Annotated in this window: 11 protein-coding genes and 1 other annotated feature; all 11 genes read left to right on the forward strand. The window is 37.6% G+C overall.

Annotated elements, in window-relative coordinates; genetic code table 11:
• The first annotated feature begins 402 nt into the window (after positions 1–402).
• The gene (hemA, locus tag BAU23_RS23235) at positions 403–1737 is read left to right on the forward strand and encodes a glutamyl-tRNA reductase (RefSeq protein WP_000547844.1); all 1335 of its coding nucleotides are present in this window, start codon (positions 403–405) and stop codon (positions 1735–1737) included.
• A 17-nt stretch (positions 1738–1754) separates the two neighbouring features.
• Positions 1755–2588, forward strand: a complete 834-nt coding sequence (locus BAU23_RS23240; RefSeq protein WP_000009001.1) for a cytochrome c biogenesis protein — start codon at positions 1755–1757, stop codon at positions 2586–2588.
• A 15-nt stretch (positions 2589–2603) separates the two neighbouring features.
• Positions 2604–3533, forward strand: a complete 930-nt coding sequence (gene hemC / locus BAU23_RS23245) for a hydroxymethylbilane synthase (protein WP_001226432.1) — start codon at positions 2604–2606, stop codon at positions 3531–3533.
• 2 nt (positions 3534–3535) lie between these two features.
• Entirely contained in the window at positions 3536–4288 is a 753-nt protein-coding gene (gene hemD / locus BAU23_RS23250) for a uroporphyrinogen-III synthase (protein ID WP_000992360.1), read from the forward strand.
• 69 nt (positions 4289–4357) lie between these two features.
• Entirely contained in the window at positions 4358–5347 is a 990-nt protein-coding gene (gene hemB, locus BAU23_RS23255; RefSeq protein ID WP_001087063.1) for a porphobilinogen synthase, read from the forward strand.
• Complete coding sequence (hemL, locus tag BAU23_RS23260; protein WP_000712930.1) at positions 5347–6636, forward strand: glutamate-1-semialdehyde 2,1-aminomutase; 1290 nt, start codon at positions 5347–5349, stop codon at positions 6634–6636. The genes hemB and hemL overlap by 1 nt, the downstream gene beginning before the upstream one ends.
• Positions 6637–6715: 79 nt before the next feature.
• Positions 6716–7729 (forward strand): stage VI sporulation protein D, encoded by a 1014-nt coding sequence (spoVID, locus tag BAU23_RS23265; protein WP_116733316.1) that lies wholly within the window; start codon positions 6716–6718, stop codon positions 7727–7729.
• 72 nt (positions 7730–7801) lie between these two features.
• Positions 7802–8827, forward strand: a complete 1026-nt coding sequence (gene ysxE, locus BAU23_RS23270; RefSeq protein WP_000366994.1) for a spore coat protein YsxE — start codon at positions 7802–7804, stop codon at positions 8825–8827.
• Between the two features lie 135 nt (positions 8828–8962).
• Positions 8963–9194, forward strand: a binding site (T-box leader).
• Positions 9195–9232: 38 nt separating this feature from the next.
• Positions 9233–11878 carry a valine--tRNA ligase gene (locus tag BAU23_RS23275; protein WP_071735222.1) on the forward strand — a complete coding sequence of 882 codons (2646 nt, stop codon included), beginning with the start codon at positions 9233–9235 and terminating at the stop codon, positions 11876–11878.
• Positions 11879–11972: 94 nt separating this feature from the next.
• Positions 11973–13274: a bifunctional folylpolyglutamate synthase/dihydrofolate synthase gene (locus tag BAU23_RS23280; RefSeq protein ID WP_000582042.1), complete on the forward strand. Its 1302-nt coding sequence runs from the start codon at positions 11973–11975 to the stop codon at positions 13272–13274.
• A 164-nt stretch (positions 13275–13438) separates the two neighbouring features.
• Complete coding sequence (locus BAU23_RS23285; protein WP_000361025.1) at positions 13439–14401, forward strand: hypothetical protein; 963 nt, start codon at positions 13439–13441, stop codon at positions 14399–14401.
• Positions 14402–14471: the final 70 nt, after the last annotated feature.

Genomic DNA, 14471 nt, shown 5'->3' on the forward strand with positions numbered 1-14471 from the left:
TAATTAAGTTGTGCACAATTTAATTTTGTAAAATCAATATAACTAAAAAGAAATACAATGTCAAATGCATTGCATTGAGAAAGTGAGAACTATATTTTGGAACAATCATACATATTTTCCTTCATGATGAAAGAAGATAGAAAAGATGATGTTATAATTAATATGGAATAGTTTCCATCACTTGATTATGAGGACTTTTTTTGGTAACGTACAAATAGAGTTGTTATTTTATAATCATTATAAAGTAGAGAGTTCTTTATTAATTTTACTGAAGCTCCTTTATTACATATGGAGAATAAATAAAAAATAATCAGTTGTTCACACGATTGTCAGATTCATAAGAGGAAAGTTGTATTATGATAGTAGATAAAGTGATAAAACGGGTGAAGGGGGACATGCTGCGTGCATATTCTTGTTGTTAGTGTAAATTATCGAACAGCCCCTGTAGAATTTCGTGAGAAACTCACATTTCAGGCAGCAGAGCTAGAGCAAGCAATGACTACATTACAAAACCAAAAGAGCGTGTTAGAAAATGTCATTGTATCAACTTGTAATCGCACTGAAATTTACGCTGTTGTCGATCAATTACACACGGGACGGTATTACATTAAGAAGTTTTTAGCTGATTGGTTTCAGCTTGAAATAGAAGAAGTCGCACCATACTTGTCTATTTTTGAACAAGATGGCGCAATAGATCATTTATTCCGCGTAACGTGCGGTTTAGATTCTATGGTTGTTGGAGAGACGCAAATTTTAGGTCAAATAAAAGATAGCTTTTTAGAAGCACAACAAGTAAAAGCGACAGGTACAATTTTTAATGAGTTGTTTAAGCAAGTGGTTACGTTAGCAAAACGTGCGCACTCAGAAACAACGATTGGTGGAAGTGCGATGTCTGTTAGTTATGCTGCTGTTGAGCTCGGAAAGAAAATATTTGGCGATTTAACAGATTGCCATGTACTTATTCTTGGTGCTGGTAAGATGGGTGAACTTGCACTGCAAAACTTATACGGAAGCGGTGCTCGTAAAGTAACAGTTATGAATAGGACGCTTACGAAAGCGGAAGTAATGGCTGAGAAATATATGGGACATGCAAAGCCTTTAAGTGAATTGCAATGTGCATTATTAGAAGCAGATATTTTAATTAGTTCAACGGGTGCATCAGAATATGTCATTACGAAAGAAATGATGACGAAAGTAGAGAGAATGCGCTCTGGTCGTCCGTTATTTATGGTTGATATTGCAGTGCCACGTGATATTGATCCTGCGATTGACGAATTAGAAGGCTCTTTCTTATATGATATCGACGATCTGCAAGGTGTAGTTGAAGCAAACCGTGCTGAACGTTTAAAAGAAGCAGAGAAAATTCAATTTATGATTGAAGAGGAAATGGTTTTATTTAAAACGTGGTTAAGTACGCTTGGTGTTGTGCCGTTAATATCGGCTCTTCGTGATAAAGCGCTAGCAATTCAAAGTGATACGATGGAAAGCCTTGAGCGAAAAATACCAAACCTAAGTGATCGTGAGAAAAAGGTAATTAGTAAGCATACGAAAAGTATTATTAACCAATTATTAAAAGACCCAATTTTAGTAGCAAAAGAAATAGCTGCAGAAGAGGGAGCGCCGGAAAAACTAGCTTTATTTGCGAAGATTTTTGATTTAGAAGTGGAAGAAGTAGAGAGTCGTGCGGAAGAAGTAGAACATAAAAGAGTGTGGACACCATCCGTTCCATCTTTATAATTTGGAAGGATGATCGGATGAGTTTTTTAAATAACAGTATTATTTATCATATTGCAATTATTTTATATGCTTGTAGCATTAGTTTATATTTTATAGATTATTTCCAAAGTAACCGAAAGGCGAACCGATTTGCTTTTTGGTTACTTTCGATTGTATGGGTATTGCAGTCTATTTTTATGTTGCTTAGGGCGACAGATTCAGAAACGAATCCCATTTTAACTTTATTATCAGGGATTTATTTTTATGTTTGGTTATTGATTACGATGTCGTTAGTAATAAATCGATTTATGCGCGTTGACTTTTTAGTCTTTTTTACAAATGTTGTTGCATTTGGCGTAAGCGCTTTTTCGATTTTTACACCGCTCGGAAAGATGTCGCCAGTACTTGCAGAGCAATTGGTTTCAGAACTTGTATACGTGCATGTCGGAATGGCGATTATTTCTTATGCAACGTTTACTGTATCGTTTATTTTTTCTATTATGTATTTACTGCAATATCGCCTATTAAAAAAGAAAAAGTGGAATGCGAGATTAAGAAGGTTAGGGAATTTGCCGAAGCTTGAATCTACGTCTTTCGGATTAAATTTATTTTCTGTTCCATTCTTCTTACTAGCAATTTTATTAGGATGTATATGGGGATATACAAAATTGGACAATTTCCATTGGTATGATACGAAAGTAATTGGTTCGTTTGTTGTTCTATTTGTATATTGTGCGGGCTTGTATTTACGAGCGGCAGATGTGCTGCAAGGGAAGAAAATTGTACTGTGGAATGTAGGGGCATTTCTCGTAATGCTAGTTAACATTTTTCTATTAAGTAGTTTATCTAATTTCCACTTTTGGTATTTATAATGAGGAGAGAGAATTATGCGCAAAATTATTGTAGGTTCACGAAAGAGTAAACTAGCATTAACACAAACAAACTGGTTTATTGATCAGTTAAAAGCACTTGGTTTACCATATGAATTTGAAGTGAAAGAAATTGTCACTAAAGGTGATGTGATTTTAGATGTTACTCTTTCAAAAGTAGGCGGAAAAGGTTTGTTCGTTAAAGAAATTGAACATGCGTTACTTACGAAAGAAATCGATATGGCTGTACATAGTATGAAAGATATGCCAGCCGTACTTCCAGAAGGATTAATGATTGGTTGTACACCAAAGCGTGTTGACCCTCGTGATGCTTTTATTTCTAAAAGCGGAGAATCGTTTAAAGATTTAGCGGAAGGTGCGATTTTAGGAACGAGTAGTTTAAGACGTAGTGCACAATTATTAGCTGCGAGACCAGATTTACAAGTGAAATGGATTCGCGGAAATATTGATACACGCTTACGTAAGTTAAAAGATGAAGATTACGATGCAATTATTTTAGCGACGGCTGGATTACAAAGAATGGGCTGGGACGATGAAGTTATTACAGAACATTTAGATGAAACGTTATGTGTACCAGCTGTAGGACAAGGTGCATTAGCGATTGAATGTCGTGAGGACGATAAGGATTTACTTCAGTTGTTAGCACATATGAATGATGCAGTAACAGAAAGAACAGTGGCTGCTGAACGAGTATTTCTTCATAAACTTGAAGGTGGATGCCAAGTTCCAATCGCTGGATATGCAACTCTTAAAGAAGACGATGCAATCGAATTAACAGCGCTTGTCGGTTCTATGGACGGTTCTGTTTTGTTGAAAGAGACAGTAGTAGGCACTGATCCGAAGCAAGTTGGATTAGAGGCTGCGGACCGTTTAATTAAACAAGGAGCAAAAGAGCTCATCCTTGCTGCAAATAAGGAGCAACAATAAATATGAACGCTCTCGCTGGCAAAACAGTATTGATTACACGTGCCCAGCACCAAGCGAAACAAATGAGTGTAGCAGTGAAAGAAAGGAGCGGAATTCCATTGGAAATTCCGCTTTTGCGTATGGAAGGTATGTCTCATCGGCAAATTCAACATATAGCAGGGCAGCTACATTCGTATGACTGGGTTATTTTTACGAGTAAAAATGGGGTAGCTTTTTTTCTAGATAGTTTGAGAAAGAAGCTCCCCGGAACGATTAAAATTGCTGCAGTAGGCGTGAAAACAAAGTTAGAGCTAGAAAAGCGAGGCTATCAAGTAGATTTTGTTCCCACTGCATTTGTTGCAGAAGTATTTGCAGAAGAGTTTGTAAAAAAACTAAGTGGAAACGAATGTATTTTATTTCCGAAAGGGAATTTAGCAAGAGATGTAATTCCAGTTACACTTCGGGAAAGAGGTGTTTCTCTAGAGGAGCTAATCGTATACGGTACGAAAGTAAATGTAGAGAAAAAGCAAGAGCTTATAGCAGCGTTGAAGTTAGGGAAAGTAGACATTATTACATTTACGAGCCCTTCAACTGTCACTAGTTTTGTTCGTTTACTTGAGGGTACAAACTGGAGAGAATGGACAAAAAAATGTACAATTGCCTGTATAGGGCCTATTACGGAAAAAGAGGCGAGCCTTTATTTTTCGCATGTTATTGTGCCAAAAGAGTACACCGTAGAAGCATTGCTGCAATGCATTTGTGAATCTATAAAGTGAAACTTTAATTAGTGGGGTCTTACTGCCCGCAAATAGCGGGATAAAATAAAAGAATGGGGATAGAAATCTATGAATTCTTTACAATTTAATCGTCATCGTCGCTTAAGACAAAGCGGGGGCATGCGTGCGCTTGTGCGTGAAACGTTTTTACATACGGAAGATTTTATTTACCCTATTTTTGTATTAGAAGGTGAAAATGTTCGTAATGAAGTTCCTTCTATGCCAGGCGTATATCAAATGTCTTTAGATTTATTGCAAGCTGAAATGCAAGAGGTTGTTGACTTGGGTATTCGTTCTGTTATTGTATTTGGTTTACCTGCTGAAAAGGATGAAGTTGGGTCATCAGCATATTGTGATCATGGAATTGTACAACGTGCAATTAAGCAAATTAAAGGTGATTTCCCTGAGCTAGTAGTAGTTGCGGATACATGTTTATGTCAATTCACAAGCCATGGTCATTGCGGTGTGATTGAAGATGGTATTATTTTAAATGACGAGTCTCTTGCAGTTCTTGCGAAAACAGCTGTAAGCCAAGCGAAAGCAGGGGCGGACATTATTGCACCATCAAACATGATGGACGGATTCGTAACAGCAATTCGCCATGCATTAGATGAAAATGGTTTTGGTCATGTGCCAGTTATGTCGTACGCTGTGAAATATTCATCAGCATTTTACGGACCATTCCGTGATGCGGCTCACGGTGCACCACAATTTGGTGATCGCAAAACATATCAGATGGATCCAGCGAACCGTATGGAAGCGTTCCGTGAAGCAGAATCAGATGTAATGGAAGGGGCAGATTTCTTAATTGTAAAGCCAGCTCTTTCTTACTTAGATATCATTCGTGATGTGAAAAATAACTTTAATTTACCAATCGTTGCTTACAACGTAAGTGGTGAATATTCAATGATTAAAGCGGCAGCGCAAAATGGTTGGATTAATGAAAAAGAAGTTGTGCTTGAAAAATTAATTAGCATGAAACGTGCAGGAGCAGATTTAATTATTACGTATCATGCAAAAGATGCAGCAAGATGGTTACAAGAAGGAGGCGCTAAATAATGAAAAAGTTTGATAAGTCGATTGCGGCGTTTGAAGAGGCACAAGACTTAATGCCTGGTGGCGTAAATAGCCCTGTTCGTGCCTTTAAATCTGTCGGTATGAATCCGTTGTTTATGGAGCGTGGAAAAGGTTCTAAAGTATATGATATCGATGGAAATGAATACATCGATTACGTATTATCGTGGGGTCCTTTAATTCATGGTCATGCAAATGATCGTGTTGTGGAAGCTCTAAAAGCTGTTGCTGAAAGAGGTACAAGCTTCGGTGCACCAACAGAAATTGAAAATAAATTAGCAAAACTTGTTATTGAGCGCGTACCATCAATTGAGATTGTACGTATGGTTAACTCTGGAACAGAAGCGACAATGAGTGCACTACGTTTAGCTCGTGGTTATACAGGCCGTAACAAAATTTTGAAATTCATTGGTTGTTACCATGGTCATGGCGATTCGTTATTAATTAAAGCAGGCTCTGGTGTGGCGACGCTAGGTTTACCAGATAGCCCTGGTGTACCAGAAGGTGTAGCGAAAAATACGATTACAGTAGCTTATAACGATTTAGAAAGTGTGAAATACGCTTTTGAACAATTCGGTGATGATATTGCTTGTGTAATTGTAGAGCCAGTAGCGGGCAATATGGGTGTTGTTCCTCCGCAACCTGGATTTTTAGAAGGCCTTCGTGAAGTAACAGAGCAAAACGGTTCATTGCTTATTTTTGATGAAGTAATGACAGGATTCCGAGTTGCTTATAATTGTGGACAAGGTTATTACGGCGTAACACCTGATTTAACTTGTTTAGGTAAAGTAATCGGTGGTGGCTTACCAGTAGGAGCATACGGTGGTAAAGCAGAAATTATGCGCCAAGTTGCGCCAAGCGGACCGATTTACCAAGCTGGTACTTTATCAGGTAACCCGCTTGCGATGGCAGCAGGTTATGAAACGTTAGTACAATTAACGCCAGAATCATATGTAGAATTTGAGCGTAAAGCTGAAATGTTAGAAGCTGGCTTACGTAAAGCGGCTGAAAAACATGGCATTCCGCATTGTATTAACCGTGCTGGTTCTATGATTGGTATTTTCTTCACAGATGAGCAGGTTATTAATTACGATGCAGCAAAATCTTCAAACTTAGAATTCTTTGCGGCTTACTATCGTGAAATGGTAGAACAAGGTGTATTCTTACCACCATCTCAATTCGAAGGTTTATTCTTATCGACAGCACATAGTGATGCAGATATTGAAGCGACAATTGCAGCGGCTGAAATTGCAATGTCAAAATTAAAAGCTTAATTTATGAAAGAAAATCGCTCTCCATAAGGGGAGCGATTTTTTTTATTCATAAAGTAGGCTTTCCATACATAAATCTGTAATGACATATAGTTTGGGAGGGGGAAAAGAAGTGGCAACAGATCATTCATTACGATTTTCATTAAAAGAATCTGTTTGGTTCCAAAAAGGACAGGAAGTCGAAGAACTTTTGTCAATTTCGTTAGATCCAGACGTTGAGATAGAAGAGCTTGATCATGAAGTTATCGTGAGAGGGCAGTTAGATTTAACGGGAGAGTATGTCGCAAGGCAAGATGATTCAGCTTATTCATTAAGAGAGCTATCACCAGCAAAGGCAATTGATTATGTAGAAACAAGGGCAGACGGGGTTAATGAGCTTGTCCATTCCTTTCCGCTTGAAATATCAATTCCAAGAAATCGAGTGAAAGTCATTGAAGAATTATATGTATCAATTGAGGAATTTGATTATGAATTAAAGGAAAATGGTTGCTTACAATTGTTAGCGGATATATCTATTACCGGTTTATGTGACGAGGAAAGAATTAAGGAAGAGGAAGAAGAGGACGACACGACATATGCTGAGTTAGAAGATGATTCAGAACAAGAGGATGAAAATAGACCCGTACCATATGTAGAAGAACCATCTTATAAGGAATCAGATGAGTGGGAAGATTACGCATTTGAACCGTTTCAACTAGAGGAAAGAAAAGAGCAGGAAGTAGAGGAAGAGGAAATAGAAGAACATGAATTTGTGGAGCGTGAAGAGGAGAAAGAAACAACGCCACAATTTGAATTGTTCGGACGAAAAGATTTCAAGAAAGAAAAAGCAAAAAAACAAGAAGAGCAAGAAGAAGAAGCGTACTCACAGCGAGATGAAAATGCGCTTTATTTAACGAAATTATTTACGAAAGAACCGGAAGAAGAATTTACAAAGTTAAGAATGTATTTCGTGCAAGAAGGGGATACGATTGAATCTGTTGCAGATCGTTATGAAACGTCTGTACAAAACTTATACCGTGTAAATCAATCAGAAGATATATATTTGACTACAGGGCAAATTATATATATTCCTGTTTCAAAAGCAAAGGCAAAATAAGTGAGTGAGTTTTTTCACTCACCTCTTTTCTTTTCCTAGAAGCTATGTTTTGAACAAGAAAGGGTCATTCGTATGGATATGGAATTACGAAATCGCTATGAACCCATTGTCAGGCAATATAGATTGGATACGCAGCATATGGAAGAGCATGGAAGTGTAATGAAAATTTATACGAATCAAGGTCCGTATGCGTTAAAGAAAATACAAGATAGAAAATTAGAGCGGAATAATTTTTTGCATCACATTCAATACTTGAAAGAGAAAGGTTTTTCGAATTATGTACCTATTTATCATGCGACGGACGGAAATTATGTCTTAAGTGATGGGACATATAGTTATTATTTAATGCCTTGGTTAGAGCGTGCGGAAGGAAACGGTGAGGATAACGATCAATATCACAAAATGTTTCAGACGCTCGGAACGTTACATCAAAAAACGGTGAAAGAGGAGACGTATACAGAAGAAGAGTTAGAGAAACATTATACAAATATATCTGACCGTTGGGAAAATGATGGTGAGATGTTAGAAGAGTTTCTTGTAGAATCTGAAGCGAAGTGGTATATGTCTCCGTTTGAATTACAATATTGTACGTATTATCACCATGTTATGAGAGCTCGCGAGTTCGCAACAAAGCAATTAAATGAATGGCATGATGCGATGAAAGAAAAGGAAACAACACGTACTACTTTCGTTCATGGGAATGTATCGCTTAATCATTTTTTATTTGATTATGAGCGAAACGGCTATTTTATTAGTTTAGAAAAATCGCAGTTTGCAACGCCTGTGCAAGATATAGTAGGTTTTTATTCTCGGTCTTTAAACACATATCCAATTGCACGGAGTGACCGCTTTGAATGGTATCAAATGTATCAAAAAAATTTCCCGTTTACGAAAGAGGAGCAGCTTCTTATGTTTGCATATATGACGTATCCGTCGCATTTTATTCGGCAAATTCAGTCGTATACGAAAAGAAGAGAGAGTCGTAATGAAGAAAATGAGCTCCACGGGGTGAAAAGTTTGCAGCAATCGCATTGGCTCGTTAGCAATACGGAATATTTCCTTTCGCAATTACAAGTTGCCCAGCAAGGGAACGGATGAAGAAGATAAGTAGGGAGAACCCTGCTTATCTTTTTTTTATTAGTTTCATAAAGAGATAAAAGCCGTAGTTTCAAATTTATCTTGACGAATAAGGTTTCGTTTTTTACACTATTGTATATAATAATTAACAATCATATAAATGCATTGAAGGGGAAGAGTATGACATGAAACGTCTTCAGAGAGGAGAATCATTAGCTGGGAGATTCTCTAGATAGTTATGTTAGAAGGTAGCCCTGGAGCATCTTTTCTGAACGGAATAGTTCTCATTAGGAAAAGACGGATTTGTCCGTTATCAAATTAAGAGTATAAGCAAATTCTGAATTTGTTTGTAAATAAAGGTGGTACCGCGATGTCCCTCGTCCTTTTTTGGATGAGGGGCATTTTTTATTTTAAGGAGGGAAAATAATGTCAAACACGGAAAAGAATTTACCAACTAAATATGATCATATGTCCGTTGAAGAAGGCCTTTACCAATGGTGGCTTGAAGGCAAATATTTCGAAGCAACAGGAGACGAGAAGAAACAACCGTATACAATTGTAATTCCACCTCCGAACGTAACTGGTAAGTTACACTTAGGTCATGCTTGGGATACAACTCTTCAAGATATTTTAACTCGTACGAAGCGTATGCAAGGTTACGATGTACTGTGGCTTCCAGGAATGGACCATGCTGGTATCGCAACACAAGCGAAAGTAGAAGGGAAACTTCGTGAAGAAGGTATTTCACGTTACGATCTTGGCCGTGAGAAATTCCTTGAAAAAGCTTGGGAATGGAAAGAAGAGTACGCTTCTCACATTCGTCAACAATGGGGGAAAGTTGGTTTAGGACTAGACTATTCTCGTGAACGTTTCACATTAGATGAAGGTTTATCTGATGCGGTTAATAAAGTATTCGTTCAATTATACGAAAAAGGCTTAATTTACCGCGGTGAATATATTATCAACTGGGATCCAGCAACACGCACGGCTCTTTCTGATATTGAAGTAATTCATAAAGAAGTTCAAGGTGCATTCTACCATATGAACTATCCGTTAACAGACGGTTCAGGGCATATTCGTCTTGCAACTACTCGTCCAGAAACGATGCTTGGTGATACAGCAGTAGCAGTTCATCCAGAAGATGATCGTTACAAACACTTAATCGGTAAAACAGTTACACTTCCAATCGTAGGCCGTGAGATTCCGATTATCGCTGATGAGTACGTAGAAAAAGATTTCGGAACAGGCGTTGTAAAAATTACACCAGCTCATGACCCGAATGACTTCGAAGTAGGTAACCGTCATGACTTACCACGTATCTTAGTAATGAACGAAGATGGATCGATGAACGAAAAAGCTGGTAAGTATAACGGCATGGATCGTTTCGAATGCCGTAAAGCATTAGTGAAAGACTTACAAGAAGCTGGCGTATTAGTAGAAATCGAGCCTCATATGCACTCAGTAGGTCATAGCGAGCGTAGTGGTGCAGTTGTTGAGCCTTACTTATCAACACAATGGTTCGTAAAAATGGCTCCACTTGCTGAAAAAGCAGTAGAGCTTCAACAGAAAGAAGAAGAAAAAGTAACGTTCGTACCAGAACGTTTTGAAAACACATACTTACGCTGGATGGAAAACATTCACGACTGGTGTATTTCTCGTCAATTATGGTGGGGACACCGTATTCCAGCTTGGTATCATAAAGAAACTGGTGAAGTATACGTAGGTACAGATGCACCAGCAGATATTGAAAACTGGAATCAAGATAACGATGTACTTGATACATGGTTCAGTTCAGCGTTATGGCCGTTCTCAACACTTGGCTGGCCGGATGAAGATTCAGCAGACTTTAAACGTTACTATTCAACAGATGCACTAGTAACTGGTTACGATATTATCTTCTTCTGGGTATCTCGTATGATTTTCCAAGGTTTAGAGTTTACAGGAGAGCGTCCATTTAAAGATGTATTGATTCACGGTTTAGTTCGTGATGAGCAAGGACGTAAAATGAGTAAATCTCTTGGCAACGGTATTGATCCTATGGATGTTATCGAGAAGTACGGTGCAGATGCAATGCGTTATTTCTTATCAACAGGAAGTGCACCAGGCCAAGATTTACGCTTCAGCATGGAGAAAGTAGAATCTACTTGGAACTTCATTAATAAAATTTGGAACGCATCACGTTTCGTATTAATGAACATGGATGATATGAAGTATGAAGAAATCGATTTAACTGGTGAAAAATCAGTTGCGGATAAGTGGATTTTAACTCGCTTAAACGAAACAATCGAAAGCGTAACGCGTAACATGGATAAATATGAGTTTGGTGAAGCTGGTCGTTCATTATACAACTTCATTTGGGACGATTTCTGTGACTGGTACATTGAAATGGCGAAACTTCCACTATATGGTGAAGATGAAGCAGCTAAGAAAACAACTCGTTCTATTTTAGCTTACGTATTAGACCAAACAATGCGTCTATTACACCCATTCATGCCATTCGTAACAGAGAAGATTTGGCAACATTTACCGCATGAAGGCGAATCTATTACAGTAGCAGCATGGCCAACAGTTCGCGAAGATTTACAAGATACAGAAGCTGCGGCAGAAATGCACCTTCTAGTTGATATCATTCGCTCTGTTCGTAACATCCGTGCAGAAGTTAATACGCCAATGAGCAAAAAAGTTCAAATGCAAATTAAAGCAAAAGATGAGGCTGTACTTGCTCAACTTACAAAAAACAGCTCTTACATTGAGCGTTTCTGTAACCCAAGCGAATTAATAATTCAAACGGATTTACAAGCGCCAGAAAAAGCAATGACTACAATCGTATCAGGTGCAGAGTTATTCTTACCGTTAGCTGATCTTATCAATCTTGATGAAGAGAGAGCGCGTCTTGAGAAAGAATTTGAGAAGTTCGACAAAGAAGTAGAACGTGTACAGAAGAAACTTTCAAACCAAGGTTTCGTAGCGAAAGCTCCTGCAGCAGTTATTGACGGAGAGCGTGCGAAAGAGCAAGACTACCTAGAAAAACGTGAAGCAGTTCGTCAACGTCTAGCAGATCTTGAGAAATAAAATATTTTTTCAGAGACTCACTATATTGGTGAGTCTCTTTTCTTTGCGTATAATAGAAGTATGAAGGTTGTCTTTTGAAAGGGGAATAACATACGTGATACATACATACGAAGAAGCGATAGGATGGATTCATAGCCGATTGAAATTCGGGATAAAGCCAGGACTAGAAAGAATGCAATGGATGTTAGAAGAGCTCGGAAATCCAGAGCGCCATATAAAATGTGTTCATCTTGCTGGTACAAATGGAAAAGGTTCAACTTTAACATATATGCGCAACATGTTAGAAGGCGCGAAATATAAAGTAGGAACGTTTACTTCTCCGTATATTGAAACATTTAATGAACGTATTAGTGTGAATGGAACACCAATTGCAGATGAAGAGATTATTGAACTTGTAAAGATGGTAAAGCCAGTCGTTGAAAAACTAGACGAGACGGATTTAGGAGAAGCGACTGAGTTTGAAATTATTACTGTTATGGCAATTTGTTATTTCGGTAAAGTTAATTTCTGTGATGTTGTTTTATTTGAAACAGGGCTTGGGGGAAGGTTTGATTCTACAAATGTTATTCATCCTGTTCTCACGATTATTACGAATATCGGTCACGATCATATGCATATTTTAGGGAATACACTAGGAGAAATTGCATATGAAAAGGCAGGGATTATTAAATCAGGTGTTCCAGTAATTACTGGTGTACAAGATGAGGAAGCATTGCAAGTCATTCAAAAGGTTGCGAAGGAAAATCATGCAAACGTATATGAACTTGGTAAACAGTTTACATCACTACATAAACATTCTAATGAAGATGGGGAACATTTTGATTTTGCTTGTCCATTCGCCTCATTTGAAGATGTTCGGATTTCGATGAAAGGTATTCATCAAGTAGGCAATGCTACAGTAGCGCTTATGGCTGTAATGTATTTAAAAACATATTTATCATTTTTAATTAATGAAGAGGAAATGAAAGTTGGATTACAAGAAGCATACTGGATTGGTCGATTTGAAAAGTTACAAAGTAATCCAGATATTATAATAGACGGCGCTCATAATCCAGAGGGTATTGAAAGTCTTGTGAAAACAGTAGAGGCACATTACAAAGATAAAAATGTAGTAGTTTTATTTACTGCTCTTGGTGACAAACAGTTACATAACATGGTAGGGCAATTAGAAGCCATTGCCGATGAAATTATTTTTACAACATTCGCCTTTGATCGTGCTATTTCTGCTGACAAACTTGCATCGTATTCACAAAAAGAATCAAAATTAATTTTTGAAGATTGGAAAGAGGCAATTGATACGAAGATTGAAATGATAGGAGAAAATGATGTTTTCATCATAACAGGTTCTCTATATTTCATTTCCGAAGTTCGAAAATATATTTGCGAAAAAAACTAGATAGTATTTGCTATCTAGTTTTTTGTTCTACAAATGCAGTCAAATGCATACATATAAGATAATTATATAGGATAATTTGGCGAATTCCTCTGACAAATATCTCGTTTTTTTGTGAAATGAATATGATATGATGCGGACAACGATAAGAGGTGAGGTGTGAGTGTATGGACAAGCAATCACGAACGATCTCGGTGAAAGTAAATGGAACAGAAGCGAAGTATGAAGAAAAGAAGAAAGATGAGTTTGAATGGATGGTAGTCGAAAGTGAAAGACCGCAAAACGTTGTACCTTTTAAAAAAGAAAAGACATCGTCTATGGCACAATACCGAAAGAAATGGAGTACTACAATAATCGCAATCGTTGCAACTGCAATTATTATCGGTACTGTATTTGGGATGGGGATAATTCATTTATTAACTGGACAAGGGACAACAGGGGAAGGTACGGTAACGGCTTCGAAGCAGACAGGCAATGAGGAACAAAAGGTGAACGGAACGGTAGAACAAACAGTACCACCAAAGGAGGAAAAACAAAAAGCACAGGTAGGAGCTGCATTAGAACCGATGAAACTATTTTTCGTTCAAGGAGGGCTATATTCCTCTGAAGAAAAGGGACAGGCAGCTATTGAAGAGTGGAAAAGTAATGGGGGCGTCGCTGCTTTGAAACCGAGTGGTGATAAGTATGCGTTAGTTGTTGGTGTTGCAAGTGATGAACAAGCTGTGAATCAATTAATAGGCCAGTATAAGCAAGATGGTGTTTCAGTTTTGAAAAAAAATTGGGATATTACAGATAAGGCATTACTCAAAAATGATAAAGAAGTGGGTGGGTTTTTAGCGAAGGTACAGCCATTGTATACTCATTTTGAAAAATACGTTTTCGGTGTGCAAACTAGTGGAAAGAGTAACCCAAAAGATATAGAAGCAATCACAAAAGAGTGGAAAGCGCTTGAAAAAGAAGGGCAAAGTATGAAGCGTGAAGATGCGAAGAAGCTTTATACGTACACGTCAGTAGCTGTGCAAACAATTAAGGAAGGGAAGAGTGATAAGGAATCTGTAGCTAAATTAAATCAAGTTATTATTGACGGTTTACTTTCATATGAAAAAATAGTTTCACAAAAAGTGAAATGATAATAAGATGAAGGAGAAAGAAGTATTTATACTTCTTTCTTTTCTTTTGAATCTAGAGCAAAGTGCTTTC

Source organism: Bacillus nitratireducens (assembly GCF_001884135.1).
Taxonomy (GTDB): Bacteria; Bacillota; Bacilli; order Bacillales; family Bacillaceae_G; genus Bacillus_A; species Bacillus_A nitratireducens.

What these genes read in the sequence shown, in the direction of transcription:
- ysxE (WP_000366994.1), top strand. Translation starts at nt 7,802, where the DNA reads ATGGATATGGAATTACGAAATCGCTATGAACCCATTGTCAGGCAATAT.
- hemC (WP_001226432.1), top strand. Translation starts at nt 2,604, where the DNA reads ATGCGCAAAATTATTGTAGGTTCACGAAAGAGTAAACTAGCATTAACA.
- BAU23_RS23275 (WP_071735222.1), top strand. Translation starts at nt 9,233, where the DNA reads ATGTCAAACACGGAAAAGAATTTACCAACTAAATATGATCATATGTCC.
- BAU23_RS23285 (WP_000361025.1), top strand. Translation starts at nt 13,439, where the DNA reads ATGGACAAGCAATCACGAACGATCTCGGTGAAAGTAAATGGAACAGAA.
- hemD (WP_000992360.1), top strand. Translation starts at nt 3,536, where the DNA reads ATGAACGCTCTCGCTGGCAAAACAGTATTGATTACACGTGCCCAGCAC.
- BAU23_RS23240 (WP_000009001.1), top strand. Translation starts at nt 1,755, where the DNA reads ATGAGTTTTTTAAATAACAGTATTATTTATCATATTGCAATTATTTTA.
- spoVID (WP_116733316.1), top strand. Translation starts at nt 6,716, where the DNA reads ATGACATATAGTTTGGGAGGGGGAAAAGAAGTGGCAACAGATCATTCA.
- hemB (WP_001087063.1), top strand. Translation starts at nt 4,358, where the DNA reads ATGAATTCTTTACAATTTAATCGTCATCGTCGCTTAAGACAAAGCGGG.
- hemL (WP_000712930.1), top strand. Translation starts at nt 5,347, where the DNA reads ATGAAAAAGTTTGATAAGTCGATTGCGGCGTTTGAAGAGGCACAAGAC.